The 19,442-nt window shown below is 65.2% G+C and carries 21 protein-coding genes and 1 pseudogene; 14 read left to right on the top strand and 8 right to left on the bottom strand.

All coding sequences use genetic code 11. From position 1 onward, the window contains the following. The 4 genes from Mrose_RS08760 to Mrose_RS08775 all read left to right on the top strand — a co-directional run. Positions 1 to 1,593, top strand: a 1,593-nt coding sequence (locus Mrose_RS08760; protein WP_245969750.1) for a DNA translocase FtsK, incomplete at its 5' end; no start/stop codon positions are given. An 88-nt stretch (positions 1,594 to 1,681) separates the two neighbouring features. Then, positions 1,682 to 3,127 carry an Asp-tRNA(Asn)/Glu-tRNA(Gln) amidotransferase subunit GatA gene (gene gatA, locus Mrose_RS08765; RefSeq protein ID WP_119277437.1) on the top strand — a complete coding sequence of 482 codons (1,446 nt, stop codon included), beginning with the start codon at positions 1,682 to 1,684 and terminating at the stop codon, positions 3,125 to 3,127. Between the two features lie 90 nt (positions 3,128 to 3,217). Further along, positions 3,218 to 3,976, top strand: a complete 759-nt coding sequence (locus Mrose_RS08770) for a 3'-5' exonuclease (RefSeq protein WP_119277439.1) — start codon at positions 3,218 to 3,220, stop codon at positions 3,974 to 3,976. Between the two features lie 44 nt (positions 3,977 to 4,020). After that, complete coding sequence (locus Mrose_RS08775) at positions 4,021 to 5,076, top strand: hypothetical protein (RefSeq protein ID WP_245969751.1); 1,056 nt, start codon at positions 4,021 to 4,023, stop codon at positions 5,074 to 5,076. Positions 5,077 to 5,142: 66 nt separating this feature from the next. Here Mrose_RS08775 and hemG read toward each other — a convergent pair whose 3' ends face one another. After that, positions 5,143 to 6,474, bottom strand: a complete 1,332-nt coding sequence (gene hemG, locus Mrose_RS08780; protein WP_182482742.1) for a protoporphyrinogen oxidase — start codon at positions 6,472 to 6,474, stop codon at positions 5,143 to 5,145. Between the two features lie 102 nt (positions 6,475 to 6,576). Here hemG and Mrose_RS08785 point away from each other — a divergent pair, with 102 nt between their 5' ends. Beyond that, a complete protein-coding gene (locus tag Mrose_RS08785) occupies positions 6,577 to 7,500 on the top strand; it encodes a peptidylprolyl isomerase (protein ID WP_119277445.1) in 924 nt (307 codons plus the stop codon). Positions 7,501 to 7,567: 67 nt separating this feature from the next. On the opposite strand, the gene aroH is transcribed toward Mrose_RS08785, so the two are convergent. Continuing rightward, positions 7,568 to 7,936 carry a chorismate mutase gene (gene aroH / locus Mrose_RS08790; RefSeq protein ID WP_119277446.1) on the bottom strand — a complete coding sequence of 123 codons (369 nt, stop codon included), beginning with the start codon at positions 7,934 to 7,936 and terminating at the stop codon, positions 7,568 to 7,570. Between the two features lie 150 nt (positions 7,937 to 8,086). Here aroH and rpmE point away from each other — a divergent pair, with 150 nt between their 5' ends. Both rpmE and Mrose_RS08800 read left to right on the top strand, forming a co-directional pair. Continuing rightward, positions 8,087 to 8,302, top strand: a complete 216-nt coding sequence (gene rpmE, locus Mrose_RS08795) for a 50S ribosomal protein L31 (protein ID WP_018466394.1) — start codon at positions 8,087 to 8,089, stop codon at positions 8,300 to 8,302. A gap of 98 nt (positions 8,303 to 8,400) precedes the next feature. Then, on the top strand, positions 8,401 to 9,015 hold the full coding sequence (locus Mrose_RS08800; protein WP_119277448.1) for a thymidine kinase: 615 nt from the start codon (positions 8,401 to 8,403) through the stop codon (positions 9,013 to 9,015). A 2-nt stretch (positions 9,016 to 9,017) separates the two neighbouring features. On the opposite strand, the gene Mrose_RS08805 is transcribed toward Mrose_RS08800, so the two are convergent. Next, positions 9,018 to 9,395, bottom strand: a complete 378-nt coding sequence (locus Mrose_RS08805) for an Hsp20/alpha crystallin family protein (RefSeq protein ID WP_119277450.1) — start codon at positions 9,393 to 9,395, stop codon at positions 9,018 to 9,020. A gap of 32 nt (positions 9,396 to 9,427) precedes the next feature. Between Mrose_RS08805 and miaA the strand changes: the two genes are divergently transcribed. Next, positions 9,428 to 10,330 (top strand): tRNA (adenosine(37)-N6)-dimethylallyltransferase MiaA, encoded by a 903-nt coding sequence (gene miaA, locus Mrose_RS08810; RefSeq protein WP_119277452.1) that lies wholly within the window; start codon positions 9,428 to 9,430, stop codon positions 10,328 to 10,330. Between the two features lie 34 nt (positions 10,331 to 10,364). On the opposite strand, the gene Mrose_RS08815 is transcribed toward miaA, so the two are convergent. The 4 genes from Mrose_RS08815 to Mrose_RS08830 all read right to left on the bottom strand — a co-directional run bounded on the left by Mrose_RS08815 (position 10,365) and on the right by Mrose_RS08830 (position 13,669). Next, a complete protein-coding gene (locus Mrose_RS08815) occupies positions 10,365 to 11,255 on the bottom strand; it encodes a phosphohydrolase (protein ID WP_245969753.1) in 891 nt (296 codons plus the stop codon). 146 nt (positions 11,256 to 11,401) lie between these two features. Next, positions 11,402 to 12,205 (bottom strand): enoyl-CoA hydratase/isomerase family protein, encoded by an 804-nt coding sequence (locus Mrose_RS08820; RefSeq protein WP_119277455.1) that lies wholly within the window; start codon positions 12,203 to 12,205, stop codon positions 11,402 to 11,404. A gap of 33 nt (positions 12,206 to 12,238) precedes the next feature. After that, entirely contained in the window at positions 12,239 to 12,955 is a 717-nt protein-coding gene (locus Mrose_RS08825; RefSeq protein ID WP_119277457.1) for a phosphorylase family protein, read from the bottom strand. Between the two features lie 84 nt (positions 12,956 to 13,039). Further along, entirely contained in the window at positions 13,040 to 13,669 is a 630-nt protein-coding gene (locus tag Mrose_RS08830; protein ID WP_245969755.1) for an ABC transporter ATP-binding protein, read from the bottom strand. Positions 13,670 to 13,758: 89 nt separating this feature from the next. Here Mrose_RS08830 and Mrose_RS08835 point away from each other — a divergent pair, with 89 nt between their 5' ends. From Mrose_RS08835 to Mrose_RS08860, 6 genes and pseudogenes are all read left to right on the top strand, one after another. Continuing rightward, positions 13,759 to 14,436 carry a Crp/Fnr family transcriptional regulator gene (locus Mrose_RS08835; RefSeq protein WP_119277459.1) on the top strand — a complete coding sequence of 226 codons (678 nt, stop codon included), beginning with the start codon at positions 13,759 to 13,761 and terminating at the stop codon, positions 14,434 to 14,436. A gap of 82 nt (positions 14,437 to 14,518) precedes the next feature. After that, positions 14,519 to 15,196 (top strand): ribulose-phosphate 3-epimerase, encoded by a 678-nt coding sequence (gene rpe, locus Mrose_RS08840; protein ID WP_119277461.1) that lies wholly within the window; start codon positions 14,519 to 14,521, stop codon positions 15,194 to 15,196. Next, positions 15,193 to 15,957, top strand: a complete 765-nt coding sequence (locus tag Mrose_RS08845; protein WP_119277462.1) for a 2-phosphosulfolactate phosphatase — start codon at positions 15,193 to 15,195, stop codon at positions 15,955 to 15,957. Before rpe ends, Mrose_RS08845 begins: the two co-directional genes overlap by 4 nt. A gap of 42 nt (positions 15,958 to 15,999) precedes the next feature. Further along, the gene (locus tag Mrose_RS08850) at positions 16,000 to 16,206 is read left to right on the top strand and encodes a hypothetical protein (RefSeq protein ID WP_147371595.1); all 207 of its coding nucleotides are present in this window, start codon (positions 16,000 to 16,002) and stop codon (positions 16,204 to 16,206) included. 15 nt (positions 16,207 to 16,221) lie between these two features. After that, a pseudogene (locus Mrose_RS08855) lies at positions 16,222 to 16,692 on the top strand (SGNH/GDSL hydrolase family protein); the annotation flags it as partial. A 170-nt stretch (positions 16,693 to 16,862) separates the two neighbouring features. Next, positions 16,863 to 17,972: an acyltransferase family protein gene (locus Mrose_RS08860; protein ID WP_119277467.1), complete on the top strand. Its 1,110-nt coding sequence runs from the start codon at positions 16,863 to 16,865 to the stop codon at positions 17,970 to 17,972. A gap of 99 nt (positions 17,973 to 18,071) precedes the next feature. Here the strand turns inward: Mrose_RS08860 and Mrose_RS08865 are convergent, their stop codons facing one another. Then, a complete protein-coding gene (locus tag Mrose_RS08865) occupies positions 18,072 to 19,391 on the bottom strand; it encodes a dipeptidase (RefSeq protein WP_119277470.1) in 1,320 nt (439 codons plus the stop codon). Positions 19,392 to 19,442 lie beyond the last annotated feature (51 nt).

Consider the following 19,442-nt stretch of genomic DNA (forward strand, 5'->3'; position numbering starts at 1 on the left):
GACTTAGACCTCGACCTCGACTTCGAGGAGGTGACCGAGGCCGAGCCGGTGGTCACCGCCCAGCCCAAGGCGCTGCCGAGCAAGCCCCCCGCCAAGCCGGAGGGCAAGGCTCAGATCCGGGCGACCACCGGTGGGACTACCGCCCTGGCCCTGCCCACCTCCGCCCTGCTCGACCCTCCCGAGCCCCCCAAGCACGATCCGCGGGTGCTCGAGGCCAACACCCGCCGTCTGGCCGAGACCATCGACGCCGCCCTCAAGAGCTTCGACGTGGAGGCGAAGGTGGTGGGCTGGGCCAGGGGCCCCACGGTGACCCGCTTCGAACTCGAGCCCGCTCCCGGCGAGAAGATCAGCCGGGTGGCCAACCTAGCCAACGACCTCGCCCGCGCCCTGGCTGCCGGTTCGGTGCGTATCGAAGCCCCCATCCCTGGCAAGAGTGTCATCGGCCTCGAGGTGCCCAACGCCGAGCGCGACGTGGTGCGTTACAGCGAAGGCATCAGCAGCTCGAACTTCGTGCGCTCCAAAGACCGCCTGCCCCTGGTGCTGGGCAAGAGCATCGACGGCGAGATCTGGGTGCGCGACCTGGCCAAGATGCCCCACCTCCTCATCGCCGGCTCCACCGGCTCGGGCAAGAGCGTGGCGGTCAACACCCTCATCAGCAGCCTGCTGTTCAAGTTCCTGCCCACCGAGTTGCGCTTCTTGATGATCGACCCAAAGATGGTCGAACTCACCCCCTACGAGGGCATCCCCCACCTCATCCGGCCCGTGGTGACCAACCCCGCCGACGCCGCCGGGGTGTTGCTGGGCGCGGTGGCCCACATGGAGCGCCGCTACAAGATGATGAGCCAGGTGGGAGCGCGCAACCTCGAGCAGTTCAACGAGAAGATGAAGGCGGTGGGCGAGCCCACCCTCCCCTACCTCGTCATCGTCATCGACGAGCTGGCCGACCTCATGATCACCGCGCCCAAGGAGGTCGAGCAGGCCATTTTGCGCCTGGCCCAGATGGCCCGCGCCACCGGGATGCACCTGATCCTGGCCACCCAGCGCCCTTCGGTGGACATCCTGACCTCGCTCATCAAGGTCAACATCCCTGCCCGTATGGCCTTCGCGGTCTCCTCGGGCTTCGACAGCCGCACCATCCTCGACACCGTGGGCGCCGAGCGGCTGGTGGGCCAGGGCGACATGCTCTTCCACCAGCCGGGGCTGCCCAAGCCCGTGCGCCTGCAAGGCCCCTACCTCTCCGAGGGTGAGGTACACCGCCTGGCCGAGTTCCTGCGCCAGCAGAGCTTCGAGGACGCCTTCGGCGAAGCCTACGGCTCCGATTTCGACGGGCCGCCCAGCCTGGCCGCAGATGGCGGAGGGGGAGGCGAGGTGGACTTCTCCGACCCGCTGCTGCGCAAAGCCGCCGAGGTGGTCATCGAAGAGGGTTATGCCTCCGTCAGCCGCCTCCAGCGCCGCCTGTCGGTAGGTCACGCCCGCGCCGGAAAGCTGGTGGACAGCCTCGAGGCCATGGGCATCGTGGGTCCCCACCAGGGCTCCAAGCCTCGAGACGTGCTGATCACCCGCGAGCAGTTGCCGGAGTACTTCGGCTCCTGAACCGGGAGGTGGAGAGGGTAGAGAAAGAGCGTTCGGCCATCGGCTATCGGCTATCGAGTGTTGAGCAGCGACGTATGATGTCAGGGCTATGCTGGCACGAGAGATCATCGCCAAGGTCCGATCCGGTGAAACCGCCCCGACCGAGGTGTTGAAGCACTATCTAAACCGTATCGAGGCCCTCGAGCCCCAGATCCACGCCCTGCTGCGGCTCAACCCCGAGGCCGAGCAGGAAGCCAGAGCGGTCGAGCAGCGCCTGGCCAAGGGGGAAGACCTCCCGCTGGCCGGGGTTCCGGTGGTCCTCAAGGACAACCTCTGCACCCGGGGGCTCCAGACCACCTGCGGCTCGAGGATCCTCGAGCACTTCGTCCCGCCCTACGACGCCACGGTGGTCGAGAGGCTGCGGGAGGCCGGAGCCGTGGTGCTGGCCAAGGCCAACATGGACGAGTTCGCCATGGGCTCTTCCACCGAGTTCTCGGCCTTCGGTCCTACCCGCAACCCCTGGGACTTAGCGCGCGTTCCCGGTGGTTCCTCGGGCGGCTCGGCGGCGGCGGTGGCAGCGGATATGGCCCCTGTGGCCCTGGGCTCGGACACCGGAGGCAGCGTGCGCCAGCCTGCGGCGTTCTGCGGGGTATATGGCTTCAAGCCTACCTATGGCCGGGTCTCGCGCTACGGGCTGGTGGCCTGCGCCAGCAGCCTCGACCAGGTGGGGCCGTTTGCCCGCACGGTGGAGGATTTGGCCCTCCTAAGCGACGTGATCTGCGGCTACGACCCGCGCGACAGCACCAGCTTGAAGCACGAGCCCCGCTTTGCCCAGGCGCTGGAGCAGAAGCAGCCCCTGACGGTGGGGATCGTTCGGGAGAGTGTTCAGGTCGGGAACAGCCCTGGGGTGCTGGCGGCTTTGGAGAACTTCCGCCAAACGCTCGAGGGGACGGGCGTGCGTTTCGTCGAAGTCAGCATCCCCTCGCTGGAGTACGCCCTGGCCACCTACTACATCGCCATGACCGCCGAGGTCTCCTCCAACCTGGCCCGCTACGACGGCACCCTCTACGGATTGCGGGTGCCGGGCAGGGACGTGAGCGACACCATGATGAAAACCCGCGCGGCGGGCTTCGGCCCCGAAGCCAGACGGCGCATCCTGATGGGCACCTTCGCGCTCTCCTCAGGCTACTACGACGCCTACTACGGCAAGGCCCTCAAGGCCCGGGCCCGGATCAAGGCCGATTTCGACCAGGCTTTCGCCAAAGCCGATGTGCTCCTGACCCCCACCAGCCCCTTCCCCGCCTTCCAGCTGGGCTCCAAGACCAGCGACCCCCTGTCGATGTACCTCTCCGACATCGACACGGTGGCGCTCAACCTGGTCGGGGTTCCGGGGCTGTCGCTGCCGGCGGGCTTTGAGGAGGGTTTGCCGGTGGGGATGCAACTCATCGGCCAGCCGCTGCAAGATGAACGCCTCTTTAGCCTGGCTCAACATTTCGAACAGCTTACCGACTCGGTCTTCACCAAAGCCGCCCCCATCGCTGCTGCAGGTGCCTAAAATTCGCACTTTGCCGTATACTGCGGCAAGCCTCTCAGGCTTGCTGATTGGATTGGGTTTATTCTTATGTCGTACGCCCCCTCTCGAGCCATGAGCCCCACCTATTACCGCCTCAGCACCCGCATCGCCCGGCGTTTGCGGGAAGCTGGGAACCCTCTCCCCAAAGCTCAATTGGCTCAGGAAGTGCTGGCCTCGCCCCAACTGCCCCAGCTATCTTGGTCTGGCAAGTTGCTCGAAGGCTTGCTAGATGGCCGCTTTCGCAACCATGGACAGGAGGTGAGCCTCTGGGAGTGGGATTACCCTTTCCCCCCTCGCTCGGAGCCGGTGGTGGTGCTCGACCTCGAGACCACCGGGCTCTCGCCCGAAGCCAACGAGGTGATCGAACTGGCCTTCGTACGGCTGGAAAACGGCGAGCGCACCGAGTTTCAGCGCCTGGTCAACCCGGGCACCCCCATCCCCCCCTTCATCACCCGCCTCACCAGAATCCGCGATCAGGACGTACGAGGGGCTCCTGACATCTACCAGGTGCTCGAGGAGGCCTGGCCTTTGCTGGCCGGTGCCACCTTAATCATCCAGAACGCCCCCTTCGACCTCGGGTTCCTCAAGCCCCGCCTGAGCCGTTTGGGGTATAGACTGGATAACGTAGTTGTGGACACGGTTCAGTGGGCACGCAAAGCCCTGCCTGGGCTACCCAAGCGGGGGCTCGACGCCCTGGCCTTCGCCTTCGACCTCGGCGAGGTGCACGGTCGCCACCGTGCCCTGGGCGATGTCAACATCACCACCCAGGTAGCTTACGAGATGTACTACATGCTGACCGCCGGTAGTCCCCGGCCCCTTGGAGAGCTATGACCGGACGTTACGTTTTGACTTCACACTGCCTCAACTCCGGGACCATGACCCTCACCCAAAGCCTGCGCCAGTTCCTCAAGAACAAGGACATAGCGCGCTTCGTGGACGAAGATGGTGAGGTTTACGAGTGCAAAGTAGAGTGGTCGAGGGGTTGGGTAACGGGGCTGCAAAGCTACTACGCCAAGCGTCGGCTGGCCGTCAATGAGGTGATCCACCTCAGCTTCGACGGTGAGCTGATCGGCCTCGAGGCCCTCCATTCGCGTCCCCCGCGCCCCGCGCCCAAGGTCGTGCTCGAAGCCGAGCCCAAACCCGAGCCGCAACCCGAGGCCCCCACGCCCGGCCAGCGCCGGGTTAAGGTGACCCCCTACCCCCAGGCGGTGATGTACCCCCATGCTCCGGCGGTCGAGGCCCCGGGTTTCTCGGCGGACCTCGAGCGGCTGGGCCTGAGCCGCGAACGCAGCGGCCCACCCTGGTTTTTCCGGGCCTCGCTGGGTCGCAGGGCCTACACCCTGGCCCTGTGCCGCCTGGGTGAGTGCGAACCGCCCGAGTTGCTCGAGCTGCGCCGCCAGGGGAGCGTGCAGTACGCCGGGCTGGTGGCCGGGGAGTCCATGCGCGAGGAAGCCCTGAGCGAGCTGGCCCAGTGGCGGCCTTCGGGTCTGGGCGGGGGTGGCCTGTGCTACATCTCGCCCGAAGCCCTGCAGAAGCTGGCCAAGCTGCGCCAAGTTTTCCCGGTGGGCGCAGTGGAGGTCGAGCGTTTTCTGAAGACTGGGCGACTCGACCTCGAGTCGCTGCGCCCCCTCGAGGACGAACTCGAGGGCATCCTGGGCGAGCGGGCGGCCTTCTCTTCGGTCTTGCTCTCGCTGGCCGAGATGCCCCAGCAGAGTGTCTTCCTGCTGGCCGACCTGGTGAGCGGCGACCTCCCGCTGGAAGCCGACACCGTGCGCCAGATCCTCGACGTGCTGGCCGGGCCGCCCTTCTTGCTGCTGAAGCGGCTCTCGCCGGGAGAATACCTGCTGCGGACCACTGTGGCCGACGCGCTGGGCGAACTTACCCAGTACGCCCGCTTGATGGCGACCCGCGCCGAAGCGGTGCTGAGATAGAAGGCGAGCAGAAAAGCAGGCGTCGGCAAGCCTGTGGCAAGCGCTCGAAAGCTCTTCCCCGACAAGTCACATAGGCGTATCCACAGACAAGGCCAGGTAGCCCAAGGCCCTGCGAGCGGCCTGCTCGGCGTCGGCAACGGCCCGCTCGAGGCTTCCCCCGGCGAAGAACACCCCTGGCAGGTGAGACAAGGTGCCCTCGAGCAAGCCCTCGCGGCGGTGGTGTCCCAGGGTGGGCTGGGGCAGGCTGCCGATCTGGCGGAAGACCCAACTGCCCAGCACCCGGCTCGACTCAGCGATCCCGAGCTGCTGGCGCACCTGGTCCAGCGCCAGCCTGGCCAGCACGCTTTCGCTCAGCCGAGCCGCCTCGCCCACCACGTCCAGCCGCAGGACTTCAAACCCCTCCTCCACGCGCGCCGGGAAGCGGGAGCGGGTGCGGCTGAGACGGTAAAAGCCACCCGCTTCCTCCCACAGGCGCACGGGATAGGGATCGTCGGGAAGCTGGTCCTGGGCAAAGGCCAGGTGGACGCTGCTGTAGGGCAGGTGGGGGATCTGGTTGAGCAGGGTGGTGGCCTGGGGGTGGACGTGGCGCAGAATGCGAGCGGCAGCCGGGGCCGGGCAGGCCAGCACCACGCTCTCTGCTTCGAGCTGGCCCTGCCGGGTGTAGACCTGCCAGTACTGCCCCTTGCGTTGCAGGCCCACTACCTCCTGGCCAGACCCAAAGGGAACTTTGCCCTCGAGGGCCTTGCCCAGCGCGTCGATCAGACTGCCCATGCCCTGGGCGAACGTGAGGCGGGAGGTCTGAAGCGTCTGTCCGCGGCTTCGCGCCAGGCTTCCGTGCTGGTTTTCGGCCTGCCACAGCCGGGGATAGGCCGAGCGCAGGGAAAGCTGGGCTGGGTCGCCGCCCCATTCCTCCTGTACCAGGGGGGCCAGCAGATCCCAGGCGGCACTGCCCAGGCGGCGGGTGAAAAAACCGGCCACCGATTCGTCCTCGAGCACTCCCTTGCCCACCAGACCCTCAGCTTGCAGGCGCAGGCGCGCGCTGAGCCCCAGCAGGGGGGCGAGCATGGCGTAGGTCGCCGGATCGGAAGGGCTGAGTCCTTGGGGATAGGCTACCCACTGCCCGTTGCGCTTGAAGGCTTTTTGGTCTTGCAGAGGGGTAGCCTCGAGGGAGAGTTCTTCCAGCAGCCGCTTCAGGGCCGAGCTGGCGGGGATACTCTCCGGGCCGCACTCCAGCAGCAGCCCCGGCTGCCGTAGGGTGTGCAGGGCTCCGCCGGGGCGTTTGCGGGCCTCGAGCACGGCTACCCGCAAGCCCTCCTTCTGGGCCTCGTAGGCGCAGACCAACCCCCTCAGCCCCGCCCCCACCACGATCAGTTGAAAATTGGTCGCCGGCGAACTCACGCGGCTGATTCTACCGCGTTCGCTCCACCCGCCCCTCGCGGATCAATCCCCGCTGGCCTCGGCGTTACAGCTGCTTCAGCGTACCCGTGCTAACATAACCCAATGCGCCTAATTTTGTTGATGTTGGCCTCACTTGCCCCGCTGGCCTTGGCCCAGGGTAGCGACCCCGTAGTGGCCAAAGTAGGCAAGGTTAGCCTGACCCGAAGCTACTTCGACTTGCAGTGGGAGTACTTCACCCATCAGACCCTGACGCGGCAGGGGATCCCCTACACCCCCGAAGCTGCCGAGACCCTCAACTCCTTCAAACCCCGGCTGCTCGAGCGCATCGCCAAGGACCAGGCGGTGCTCAACGTGGCCGAGCGCCAGGGCTACGCAGCTACCGACGCGGCGATCGAGCAACAGATCAGCTCGGTGCGCGAGCGCTTTGAGAGCGAGGAGGCGTTTCTGGCCGGGCTCAAAGAAGCTGGCCTGCGCGATGTGGCAGGGTACAGGCTGCTGGTCTACGAAGCCATCACCTTCAACGCCTTCATCGATGACCTCGTAGGCAAGATCCAGTTCAGCACACCCGCGCTCAAGCTGCTGTACTACCTCAACCGCGCAGAGTACAGCCAGCCCGCGCGCTACTGTAGCTCTCACATCCTGGTCGAGACCCAGGCCCAGGCCCAGGCCGTACTGGCCCGCCTGGCCAAAGGCGAGACCTTCGAGACCCTGGCCTCCGAATTGTCCCTCGATCCGGGCTCCCGGAGCGAAGGGGGCAACCTGGGCTGCTACCCGGTGGGCAGCCTGATCGAAGCCTTCGAGCGGGCCATGCTCAGGCTCAAGGTCGGTGAGATCACCCGTATACCCGTCAAGACCGAGTTCGGCTACCACATCATCCGGCTCAACAACATCGAGCCCCTCGCCTACGTACCCTTCGAAGCGGTGCAGGAGAGCCTGAGTTCGGATCTGATTGGAGCCGTTCTGGACAAGCTCATCGACAACTACGCCCGTCTGGAGGGCGTGCAGTTGTTCCCGGAGAATCTTTGAGGGAAGGCCGAACGCCCTTTCACCGACGGCTGATGGCTGACCGCCGATAGCGCAGATCAATGGGCCCCTACTGCGCGCTCTCGAGGTCGGGCCTCAGCCGCACGGCCTCCCTCAGGTATACGTGCCGGACCTGCTTCTGGGGAAGGCTGGTGTTCCAGAGCATCATCACCCGGATCACCCTGGGCAGCGAGCCTGGAACGGGCACCTCGCGGGAGTTGATCAGGGGTACCATCTGCATCCCGAGCTGGCGGGCAGCTTCGGCGGGGAAGGCAGCGTTGAGGTCGTCGGTCAGGGTGAAGATCATGGCCCCGATGGCGTCGAAGTCGTTGATCTGGTTGATCTCGAGCATCTTCTCCAGCAGTTCGCGGGTAGCGCTCAGGATGGCTTCGCGGCTGTTTTCCTCTACGGTGATGGCTCCACGGACCCCTCTGACCATATGCGGGTGATTCTACCCCAAGCTTCCTCGCGGAAAGCCGCAAAACCATGTGTCCAATGCGCCGTGGGCTCGAGCTTGAAAGCGCTGCTTCTGGCTGGTACACTTTTGAAGTTGCCCGCACGACCAAGATCGTGCGAAAGGAGCCTCCAGATGAAGAAGGACATTCACCCCAAGCTGGTGCCGTGCAAGATCATCTGCAACGGCGAAGTCGTGCTCAACACCTACTCCACCAAGCCCGAAATCCACGTCGAAGTGTGGAGCGGCAATCACCCCTTCTGGACCGGCCAGCAACGCTTCGTGGACACCGAAGGCCGCGTGGAGAAGTTCCAGAAGCGCTTCGGCGACTCCTACAAGCGCAAGAAGTAAACGCTTTAGCCCTCAGCCCCTCTTTCCCCATGGGGAAAGAGGGGCTTTGCTTTTGGGGGTTGTTGCGGCTGGGGCGGGCGGGTAAACTCTGCCCCGACATGCCCCATTTGCCTGTGCTCCCTGGATGGATTGAAGTGGTGGTCGGCCCGATGTTCTCGGGTAAGTCGGAAGAGCTCATTCGCCGGGTCAAGCGCGCTCTGATCGCAGGGCAGCGGGTCATGGTATTCAAGCCCAGGATTGACGACCGCTACCATGCCTCCGACGTGACCAGCCACGACGGTAAGCGGGTCGAAGCTGTGGCGGTGAAGGATTCCGCCGAGTTACGGACCCACCTCGGCGAGGAATTGCCCGAGGTACTGGCCGTGGACGAGGTGCAGTTCTTCGATCAGGGGCTCGTGGAGCTCGCCCTCGAGCTCGCCGATCAGGGCGTGCGCGTGATCCTGGCTGGTCTGGATCAAGACTTCCGAGGCGAGCCTTTTGGCATCATTCCCCAACTGCTGGCCAAAGCCGAGTACGTCGAAAAGCTGGCCGCCGTCTGCCCAGTCTGCGGTTCACCGGCCACCCGCACCCAGCGGCTCATCGGCGGGCGCCCAGCCCGCTACGACGACCCGGTGATCTTGGTGGGGGCCAGCGAGAGCTACGAGCCGCGCTGCCGCAAGTGCCACGTGGTCGAGGGACATCCCAGCGGCAGACAACAGGCCCCCAGCCGCTGATGTCAATCCATGGCCTTCTTGACGATGACCTCGAGCACCCCGCCCTTTAGCGAAGCCTGGGCGCTACCCGGCTGGATGCGCTGGCCAAGATCGAAGCTGCGCTGGAAGTGGCCGCTGGGGCGCTCTTGCAGGTTGTAGGTGCCCACGATGGGGTGGCGCACGCCTCCGAGGGTGAGGGTGGTGCCCTCTTCCTTGAGCTCGAGGTCTTCCGGACGAACTCCGGGCAGGTCCACGAGCAGCCTGAAGTGGTCCTCCTCTTCGATGATGTCGGCGCTGGGCACCCAGGCCCCGGCCAGACTCCTCGTCAGGGCCTCGAGGCGGCGGCGCACGTCCTGAAGTTGCTCGAGGGCGTTGAAGCGGTCGAGTGATTCAAGCGACATGGAATGAGCGTAGCATGGTCGGTGTGTCGAGTATGAGAGCCATACCGGTGTTGACCGGGCCTACCGCCTCGGGCAAGAGCGCCCTGGCCCTGAAGCTGGCCCAGGAATACCCCATAGAGATCGTTTCCGCCGATGCCTCGCTGGTCTACCGGGGCCTCGACATCGGCACCGACAAGCCCAGTCTTCAGGAGCGGGCCGCGGTTCCCCATCACCTCATCGACATCGTCGATCCCGACGAGCCTTTCAGCGTAGCCCAGTACCTCGAGCGCGCCGAGGAGGCCATAGCGGAAGTGCTGCGGCGCGGAAACATCCCGCTGGTGGTGGGGGGGACTGGGTACTACATCCGCACCCTCTCGGAGGGGCTGTACGAGATTCCTCCCCGCGACGCTGAGGTGCAGCGGCAGCTCGAGCGCGACCTCGAGCAGCGAGGGCTCGAGGCCCTGATCGCCGAACTGCAAGCCGCCAGCCCCCAAGACGCCCGGCGAGCCGGGCGCAATCCCCGCCGGGTCGTGCGAGCCCTGGAGGTCCTGCGCCGCACTGGCATTCCACCCAGCCGCTTCCCCAGGCGAAAGCCCCGCTTCAGCTACCGCAAGGCCGTGCTGTGGCCCGCCTTCGAAGCGCTCAAGCCCCGGCTGCTGGCCCGCACGGCACGGCACTTCGAGCAGGGGTTGGTGGAGGAGGTGCGGAGGTTGTTCGAGCGCTACCCCGCGCAACCCATCGCCCTGAGTGCCATCGGCTACAAGGAGTTGCTGGGCTACCTGCGCGGGGAGTGGGGGCTCGAGGAGGCCCGGCGGCGCATCGAGCACAACACCATCGCCTACGCCAGACGCCAGTACACCTGGTTTCGCAAGGAGCCAGGCGACGTGAGTTTCCTCGAGGCCCTGGGTGAGGAAGCCTGGCCGCTCCTGCGCGAGTGGTTCAGCGCGTCACGGTAGCAAACCTGGCGTTCGGCCATCGACCACCAATGCATCAATCCAGCGTAAAACGCGGCTCTGTCGGATGCAGCCGCACCCGCCGGATGATGCGCTGGTCGCCGGGCAACTCGTCGCGGGTGGTGGCCGTGACCGTGACCATGTTGCGGATGGGGCTGTTGAGCACCTTACGGGTGAGGGTCTCCTCGACCTGGAAGAGCCCTGCCGAGTTGTTCATGATCACCCGGATCTCCACAGGGACCTGCTCACCCTTCATGATCTGCACCTCGTCCACGGCCAGGGCGCTGATGGAGTGGATGTCTACCGAGCCCAGGGCGAAGGCCTTGCGACCCCGGCCCTTGGTGATGTCGGTGCCGTCGGCCACCGCCGTGACGCCAGCCTCGAGCGTGAGAGGCTCGGCGATGAGGTCGTGGGTATAGATGCTGTGCAGGATGAAGCTGCGCAGCTCGGTGCGCTGCTCGGGGTCGCGGTAGAGCTTCTCGAGGATGCGGTCGACGAGGGGAACTGCCAGCGTCACGCCAAAAGCCTCGTGCTGATGACGGTGCACCTGGTTGCCAATGTCGTGCAACATGGTCGAGATCAGCACCACCAAGTAGGTGTCGTCGAGGTCGCCCACCCCGCTCTCCATCACGTCGGGCTTGGCCCCGGCCTCCACCAGCAGCTTCAAGATGGCCACACTGGCCGAGCCGGTAAGCAGGGCGTGCACCCGGCCGTGGTCGTTGTAGCCCAGCTTGCGCATGGTGATGTAGTTGGACATGTCCCAGTGCCCCCGGGCCTCAGGGTCCATCGAGAGCAAGTCATAAGCCTGTAAGGCCTTAGGGTAGCCCAGCAGGTCCCGCCTGATGGCAGTGTCAGCCTCGAGGTAGAGCTTGGCCTTGGGGCTGGTGAGCTGGACAACGTGTTCCTGGACTTTGCTGGTGTCGTCCACTCGGCAATTGTAGGGCATAAGCCTCCCTCGCGCGGGTCGGAGGTCACGCTCGAGGGTTGAAGGCTCGTGGGCTGTGGCCTGGGGCTCGCCCCTAAGAAGCCGCTGATAGCTGCTCGCGTCCAGCGTCTTACGTTCGGCGTGCGAGACTACTCCCCTTTGAACTCGGGCGCGCGCTTCTCCAGAAAAGCGCGGGTGCCTTCCTTCATGTCCTTGGTGGTGACGGCGAAGCCGAAGAGGTCTGCCTCGACTTCCAGCGCCTCCTCGAGTTCGAGACCTTCGCCCCGCGTTACAGCCTCCTTAGCCAGAGCCAGGGCCACCGGGCCATTCTTGAGGATGGCGCGGGCGAGCTCGAGCGCCGCTTCCAGCGCGTCTTCTCCCACCCGGTTGACCAGGCCCAGTTGCAGGGCTTCCTCGGCACTCACGTGGCGCCCGGTGAAAATCAGGTCCAGTGCCCTCCCCCGCCCCAGCAGACGCAGCAGGCGTTGGGTTCCGCCGAAGCCGGGGATGATGCCCAGACTCACCTCGGGCAGGCCGAGCCTGGCCTTGGTACTGGCTACGCGAAGGTCGCAGGCCAGCGCTAGCTCGAGGCCCCCACCCAGCGCGAAGCCGTTGATGGCCGCGATGGTAGGCAGCGGCAGGGCGGCGATCTCGCCCATGACGGTCTGGCCCAGCAGGGCAAATTCCCGCCCGGCGAAGGCATCTTGGATGTCGGCGATCTGGCCGATGTCGGCCCCGGCCACAAAAGCCCGACCCTCACCGGTGAACACCGCCACCCGCACCTCGGGGTCCTGGGTGATTACATCGGTCACGCTGGCCAGTTCGACCAGAAGGTCCTGGTTGAGCGCGTTGAGGGCCTGGGGGCGGCGAATGGTCACGATGGCGACCTGATCGCGCGCCTCGTAGGAGAGGAACTCGAACTCGGGGATCTGGCTTTCCATAGACTCGTTCATAACTAAGCGCCTCCAAACTTCAAGCCTTAGACCTCAAATCCTGTCCTTGAGCTTGAGCAGGGCCTCGAGGGCCACGCGGGTCATGTTTTCCACTCCAGCTTGCAGGATGCGCTCATCTACGAAGGAGGTGTCGCCAATCTGGTTGGAGATGGTGAGGATGGCCCCCGCCTTCACCCCCCGCATCCTGGCCACCAGGAACAGCGGCGCGGCCTCCATCTCGATGGAGAGCACCCCGAACTTCGCCCACTCCCGCGCCGACTCGGGGCTGGTAGCGTAGAAGGCGTCCTCAGTGGAGATCAGGCCTACCGTGTGCTTTGAGCCAGCCTCACGGGCCGCACCGACCAGCGCCTCGAGCACGTCCCAGTCGGCGACGGGAGCATAAGGCCGCCCTTCGAGGTACTGGCGGGTGGTCCCGTCGAGGGGTACTGCCCCCTGGGCGATGACCAGGCTTCCGGCCTCGAGCCTGCCGTCAATCCCCCCGGTAGTCCCCACCCGGATGATGGCCTTCACCCCCAGCTTGATGATCTCCTCGACCACGATGGCCGTGGAGGGGCCCCCCATCGCGCTGGTCTGGACTGAGACCGGAACCCCCTTGTAAGTTCCGGTGAAGCCCAGCAGTGCCCGGTAGGTGTTGTAGGTCCGGACGTTCTCGAGAAAGGTCTCGGCAATCCACTCGGCCCGACCGGGGTCGCCCGGCAGGAGCACGAGAGGGGCAATGTCACCTGGGTTGGCACGGATATGCAAAGCCATACCGGTTCAGCATACCGGTTTGTGGAAGGGCTGATAACCACAAGCCACCAACCCTCCACCCTCGCCCCTTGACTCTCGACCCCCCTACTGCACCCCTAGCCGCAACTCTGGCAAATCCGTGACCAGGTGCTCGTCGTGGGTGGCGATCAGCAGGGCAGTGCCCAGGTCGCGGCACAGGGTTTTCATCAATGCCACCATGCGCTCGGCGTTGCGCTTATCGAGCGATCCCGTAGGCTCGTCGGCCAGGAGGAGCCTGGGGCGTTTGTACAGCGCCCTGGCCAGGGCCACCCGCTGCCGCTCCCCGCCGGAGAGGGCCCTGGGCAACAGGTGCGCTCTGGCCTCCAGACCCACCCTCCGCAGCAGTTCCAGGCCCCACTCGCGGTCCACCGAACCGGCCAAATAGCCTGTCACCAGGACGTTCTCGAGGGCAGAGAGTTCAGCCAGCAGGTAGTGGTGCTGGAACACCAGCCCCAGATAGGAAAGCCGCAGCCGGGCCAGCTCCTCCTCGCCCAGGTGCGCGATGGAACGGCCCTCCCAGCGCACGTCTCCCCCCTGGAGTTGCAGCAGCCCAGCCACCAGGTGCAGCAAGGTGGTCTTGCCGCTGCCCGAGGGGCCCAGCAAAGCCAGGGCCTCGCCCTCGCCTAGGGAAAAACTCAAGTGATCAAAGAGTTCGACTTCGGGGTAGGCAAAGCTCAGGTTTTCGACGTCGAGCACCACAAATCGCTCCTGCCAGGCGGGTTGGGGTTCATCGTTCGCTCATCCATGCTTGGCAAACGCTGACTCCAGCCTATAGATTAAGGCCAATGCTCACCGACACCCAAGCGCTAGCCCAGACGCCGCTGTTTCGAGGGGTTTCCGAAACGGCCCTACAGGTAGCCCGCGAGGCCTTCGTAGCCCGCAGCTACCCTGCAGGCAAGCTGATCTTCGAAGCCGGTGACCTGGGGGCGGCTTTGTACGTGGTGCAAAGCGGCAAGGTACGCATCTACCGCACCTACTTCGACGGGCGCGAGCGCATGTTCGCCTACCTCGGCCCCGGCGAGGTGTTTGGCGAGATGAGCCTCCTCGACGACCAGCCCCGCTCCGCCAGCGCCGAGGTGGTGGAGGACGCGGTGCTCTTGGTGCTCTACCAGGACGGCTACTGGAGCTTGGTGCGGCGCTACCCCGAGATCCTGCACAACCTGGCGGTGATTCTGGCCAAGCGCCTGCGCGAGGCCGACCTCGAGCTCGAGGTGCTCTCCTTCGAGGAGGCGCGGGGCCGGGTGGCCTACGCCCTGATCAAGCTCAGCCGCCAGCTCTATAACGGCGGCAATAAGCTGCGCCTGACCCACATGGAACTCGCCCAGCTCTCCGGGACCAGCCGCGAGACCGTAACCCGCGTGCTGCACGCCCTGCGCGACGAGGAGCTCGTCAAGCTCGGCAGCGGCTCGGTGGAGCTACTCGACCCCACCGGGCTGGAAGAGGTGATGCTGGGCTTGCGCTAAATTGCCCATCCGAAAACGCAGAAGCAGCGTAGACTGAACCGACCTCTGCCGGTCTATGTGTGTTTTGCAACGTGTCCTTGCTATGTCTGAGCCAGCTACAAACCCTCGAGTCCGTATCGCCCCCAGCATCCTCGCCGCCGACTTCGCCCGGCTGGGCGAGCAGGTGCGTGAGGCCGAGGCAGGGGGGGCCGACTGGATCCACGTCGACGTGATGGATGGCCGCTTCGTGCCCAACATCAGCATGGGGCTGGTGGTGGTCGAAGCGCTCAGGCGCGTGGCCACGGTCCCCCTCGACGTGCACCTGATGATCGTCGAGCCCGAGCGCTACCTGGAGGACTTCGCCAAAGCCGGAGCCGACCACCTCACCGTTCACGCCGAGGCCACCCCCCACGCCCACCGGGCCATCCAGCGCATCCGCGAGCTGGGCCTGAAGCCGGGCCTGGCCGTCAATCCCGGCACCCCGCTGGGCTTCTTCAAGCCCTTGCTGGCAGACCTCGAGATCGCCCTGCTGATGACGGTAAACCCCGGCTTCGGCGGCCAGAGCTTCATTCCCGCTAGCCTGCCCCGGCTGCGCCTGCTGCGCCAGATGGTAGAGGAAATGAACCCCCACTGCCTGATCGAAGTCGATGGCGGGATCAACCCCGAAACCGCCCGGCTGTGCGTGGATGCCGGGGCCCAGGTGCTGGTGGCGGGCTCGAGCGTCTTCAACGGCAGGGCCAGCGTGGCCGAGAACCTCCAGGCCCTGAGGGGGCGGCCATGAACCAGCCCACATCCAAGCGCCTGCGGGTGGACCTGCTCCCCCAGCCCGAACTCACCTACCCCGACGTGGTGCTCGTGGTGGACGTGATCCGGGCCACCACTACCGCCACGGCCTTCCTCGAGGCCGGTGCCAGCGCGATTTACACCGCCGCCAGCCTCGAGCAGGCCCGGGCCTTCAAGGATCACGACGTGGTCATCGCCGGGGAGGAAGGCGGCCTGATGCCCGCGGGCTTCGACTACGGCAATAGCCCGCGCGAGGCCCTCGAAGCCAAGGTCACCGGCAAGACCGTGGTGATGGCCACCACCAATGGCACCCGTGCCGCGCACCTGGCCGCAACCACGGCCAAGCACGTCCTGCTGGCCTCGCTCTACAACGCCCACGCCGCCGCCCGCCTGGCCCACGAGCTGGCGACGGAAGAGGTGGCCATCCTGTGCGCCGGAGCAGGCGGCAAGGTCGCCCTCGACGATACCTACACCGCCGGGGTACTGGCGGAGTTCATCCAGCTCATGGGCCTCTACGACCTACAAGACGGCACCCTCATCGCCCTGGCCACCCGGCGCACCTACCCCGACCCCCTCGAGCCCCTTTCCCTGTCCATCGCCGCGCAGAGCCTCCAGCGCGTGGGGCTGGAGGCCGACGTACCCTTCTGCGCCCAGATCGCCGCTTCCCCGGCGGTGCCGATGCTCGAGGGCCGCGTCGGCGACGCGCTGATCTTCCGCCGTTACCAGCCTCAGCGGACCACAGCCTCCGGCGAGGATTAATCGGCCATGGCCGGTTTTGCCTCTTATTTGCTGGCGGTCCTCATGTCGTTCGCTACCTTGCAGGGCGACCCCAGCGCACTGTGTGAATACGGCAGCTTTCCCACTCCGCCCGACCGGGTGATCAGCAACACTGTGGCCAAGCTGTGCTCGGGGCAGCCGGTCACCATCGTGGCGATCGGCAGCTCGAGCACCGAGGGAATCGGGGTTTCCTCACCCAAAGCAGCCTATCCCGCACTCCTGCAGGAGTGACTTCCCAAAGCCTTCCCCGGCAGCAGCGTGAGCGTAATCAACAAGGGCAAGAGTCGGCAGATCAACCAGGAGCTCGTCGCGCGGCTCGAGCAAGACGTGCTGGCCTACAAACCGGACCTGGTGATCTGGCAGACTGGCACCAACGATGCAGCAGAGGGGGAAGATCTGAATGTCTTCAGGCGTAGCGTCAGCTACGCCATCACCACCCTGCGCATGCAGGGCATCGAGGTGATTCTGATGGACGGGCAGTTCTACCCTGGTATCGCCCATGACACTCACTACCACCGTTACCAGCAGACCCTGGCCGAGATCGCCGAGTGGGCCAAGGTACCCCTGGTGCCGCGTTACAGCATCATGAAGCAGCTCGTCACCGAGTTACGCTTGCCTTTCAATCACCTCCTCGCCGACGACCAGCTTCACCCCAACAACTTCATCCACGCCTGCGTCGCCACCTATATTGTGGGCCTCTTACAGGCCATGCCCTGAGACCCATCCCGCCGTCATACCTCACCCACGAGCCAGATTCGTGGGTGAAAATCTGTCTCGACACCCAGTAACACCCCCGTAACGCCCCGAACCCTAAACTTACCCTCAGTCGCATTGCTCGACCTCACACCTCATGCCCTGGCCATTGAAATCGTGGAGCTGGAGAGCCTATGCAGAAAACCCTCATCAGCGATTCCCCCGCATTAGCCCGCTCCAAAAGCACCGAGGGTTATCTCTTTGTTGACAACGCGCGTTTTCTATCGATCGTGTGTATCGTGCTGATACACGCCAACTGGTTCGAGATTGACCCATCCCCTTCGCTGCTCGAGAGCACCATCGTGGCCTTGCGGGGCTTTGGAATTCTGACCTTCTTCATCATCACCTCCTTCCTCATGGCTTCCAAAATGCAAAAGCCACAGTTCAAGGTGCTTCCGTACTACTGGGAGCGGGTCAATCGCATTGGCAAGCCCTACCTGGTCTGGCTGGGCGTCCTGCTGAGCATCGCCTTCACGCGCCTGATCGCCCTGGGCAAGTTCCGCCTCATCGACATCCCCCTGGAAGCCTGGCACACGACCTTCTTCACCGCCTTCTGGTACATCCCGGTGCTGCTGTTTTCCCTCGCCGTCATGCTGCTGCTGCGCCAGCACTGGTGGAAGCCCTGGTTTCCCGTGGCAGCCTTCGGAGCCAGCTCGGTCTACGCGGTCAACCAGTACTTCCAGTGGTTCACCCCCATCCATTCCTTCGCTTTCTTCGGCTTTCTGTTCTACATGTGGGTGGGCCTGTGGCTCCACCGTAACTTCGAACGTGTTCAGCCGTGGGTGTTGGCGCTGCCCTGGTGGAAGCTACTGGCCGTGGCTGTCTTAGGGCTTACCCTGGCTACCGCTGAAGCCCGGCTGCTCATCCACCTCGGTTCGCTCAACCCCTACGACGGTCTGCGCATCAGCAACCAAGTCTACGCCATGATATGCCTGATCATCATCATCAAGCTTCCCTGGCGGCTGGCCCCGAGCTTCGTGGACGTGCGCAGGGACAGCTACGGCATCCACCTGATCCAGGTGCTGATCAACATGCTGGGCAAGTCGGCCATCACCTTGCTGCTTTTCGTGCTGGGTATCGACCAGAGCTTTACCTTCTTCGACCGCGTGCCCGAGTACGTTCCCAACCCACTGGTGCGGATAGCAATCTGGTTTAGCTGGTTCGTGCTGGTCTACGGCATCAGCCTGAAGATCACCCAGCAAATCCGCCGCACCCGCCTGGCTTGGATCGTGGGTGGGGGGTAGTGGGGGTCGTACGCAAGACGCCGGTCCTACGTCCTACGTCTTACGTCTTGACCCTCGACCCCCGACGCCGGCGGCTGACGGCTTACCGCTTCGCGCTCTTCACCCCTGAGCCAGCAACCGCAGCAGGTTCTCGCTGGCCTGGATGCCTTTCTCGAAGCACTCGAGGTCGAACTTCTCGTTGGGCGAGTGGAGGTTGTCGTCGTTGAGGCCCATCCCCATGAGCACGATGGGCGTGCCCAACAATTCCTGGAAGCTGGCCACGATAGGGATGCTGCCGCCGGCGCGGGTGAAGACGGGCTTGCGGCCCCAGGCCTGCTCGAGGGCCCGCATGGCCGCCTGCATGGGCGGGGACTCGAGGTCGGTGACCACCGGCTTGCCCGTGCCGTGGTAGAGGATTTTCATGCGATAGCCTTCGGGCAGGATTTGATGCAAGTACGCGGTGACGGCCTTCTGGATGGCCTGGGGCTCTTGGTCGGGCACCAGTCGCATGGAGAACTTGAAGCCGGCCTTGGCCGGGATCACCGTCTTCGAGCCCTCGCCCTGGTAGCCGCCCCAGATGCCGTTGACATCGAGCGTAGGCCGCACCCAGGTGCGCTCGAGCACCCCCCACCCCGGCTCACCCGGCAGGGCTTCAGCGCCGATAGAACGAGCGAACTCACCCGCGTCGAAGGGCAGCGAGGCGAAGTTGGCCTTCTCCACCTCGCTCAGGGGGCGCACCGCGTCGTAGAAGCCGGGGACCAGGATGCGCCCGTCCTCTCCCTTGAGCTTAGCGATCATCCAGGCAGCGGCGTGGATGGGGTTGGGCGCGGCCCCGCCGTAGGTACCCGAGTGCAGGTCGCGGCTGGCGCCCTCGAGCTGCACCTCCATGTAGACCAGCCCACGCAGGCCGTATTCGAGGCTGGGAACGCCCGGCGCGTACATCGAGCCATCGGAGATGAGAAGCACGTCGGCCTTCAGGCGCTCACGGTTAGCCCTGACGAAGGGCTCGAGGTGGGCCGAGCTGACCTCCTCCTCACCCTCGATGAGAAACTTGACGTTGACCCCCAACTCCGAACCCAGGTTTTCCACCGCGGCGATGTGGGCGTAGAGCTGGCCCTTGTCGTCGGAAGCCCCGCGGGCGTAGAGCCGGCCCTCGCGAATGGTGGGCTCGAAGGGCGGGGTGTGCCACAGCTCCAGCGGGTCCGGGGGCTGCACGTCGTAATGGCCGTAGATCAAGACCGTAGGCGCGGAAGGACTAACCCGCTTCTCGGCGTAGACGATGGGATGGCCGGGGGTGGGGATCACCTCGACCTCGAAGCCCAAGCCGCCGAGCCTGGCCTCGAGCCAGCGGGCAGCCCGCTCTACGTCGGCTTTGTGGGCGGGGTCGGCGGAAATTGAGGGGATGCGGAGGAAGTCTTTGAGGCTTTCCAGGTGATTCACGGGGAGATTGTACGTCATGTGTCGTACGTTGTACGCCCAACACCAAACGTC

This window comes from Calidithermus roseus (assembly GCF_003574095.1).
Lineage (GTDB): Bacteria > Deinococcota > Deinococci > Deinococcales > Thermaceae > Calidithermus > Calidithermus roseus.

What these genes read in the sequence shown, in the direction of transcription:
- rpe (WP_119277461.1), top strand. Translation starts at nt 14,519, where the DNA reads ATGTCTGAGCCAGCTACAAACCCTCGAGTCCGTATCGCCCCCAGCATC.
- Mrose_RS08820 (WP_119277455.1), bottom strand. Translation starts at nt 12,205, where the DNA reads ATGAACGAGTCTATGGAAAGCCAGATCCCCGAGTTCGAGTTCCTCTCC.
- Mrose_RS08770 (WP_119277439.1), top strand. Translation starts at nt 3,218, where the DNA reads ATGAGCCCCACCTATTACCGCCTCAGCACCCGCATCGCCCGGCGTTTG.
- Mrose_RS08850 (WP_147371595.1), top strand. Translation starts at nt 16,000, where the DNA reads ATGTCGTTCGCTACCTTGCAGGGCGACCCCAGCGCACTGTGTGAATAC.
- Mrose_RS08860 (WP_119277467.1), top strand. Translation starts at nt 16,863, where the DNA reads ATGCAGAAAACCCTCATCAGCGATTCCCCCGCATTAGCCCGCTCCAAA.
- Mrose_RS08825 (WP_119277457.1), bottom strand. Translation starts at nt 12,955, where the DNA reads ATGGCTTTGCATATCCGTGCCAACCCAGGTGACATTGCCCCTCTCGTG.
- Mrose_RS08775 (WP_245969751.1), top strand. Translation starts at nt 4,021, where the DNA reads ATGACCCTCACCCAAAGCCTGCGCCAGTTCCTCAAGAACAAGGACATA.
- Mrose_RS08800 (WP_119277448.1), top strand. Translation starts at nt 8,401, where the DNA reads ATGCCCCATTTGCCTGTGCTCCCTGGATGGATTGAAGTGGTGGTCGGC.
- aroH (WP_119277446.1), bottom strand. Translation starts at nt 7,936, where the DNA reads ATGGTCAGAGGGGTCCGTGGAGCCATCACCGTAGAGGAAAACAGCCGC.
- Mrose_RS08845 (WP_119277462.1), top strand. Translation starts at nt 15,193, where the DNA reads ATGAACCAGCCCACATCCAAGCGCCTGCGGGTGGACCTGCTCCCCCAG.
- Mrose_RS08805 (WP_119277450.1), bottom strand. Translation starts at nt 9,395, where the DNA reads ATGTCGCTTGAATCACTCGACCGCTTCAACGCCCTCGAGCAACTTCAG.
- gatA (WP_119277437.1), top strand. Translation starts at nt 1,682, where the DNA reads ATGCTGGCACGAGAGATCATCGCCAAGGTCCGATCCGGTGAAACCGCC.
- Mrose_RS08785 (WP_119277445.1), top strand. Translation starts at nt 6,577, where the DNA reads ATGCGCCTAATTTTGTTGATGTTGGCCTCACTTGCCCCGCTGGCCTTG.
- miaA (WP_119277452.1), top strand. Translation starts at nt 9,428, where the DNA reads ATGAGAGCCATACCGGTGTTGACCGGGCCTACCGCCTCGGGCAAGAGC.
- rpmE (WP_018466394.1), top strand. Translation starts at nt 8,087, where the DNA reads ATGAAGAAGGACATTCACCCCAAGCTGGTGCCGTGCAAGATCATCTGC.
- Mrose_RS08835 (WP_119277459.1), top strand. Translation starts at nt 13,759, where the DNA reads ATGCTCACCGACACCCAAGCGCTAGCCCAGACGCCGCTGTTTCGAGGG.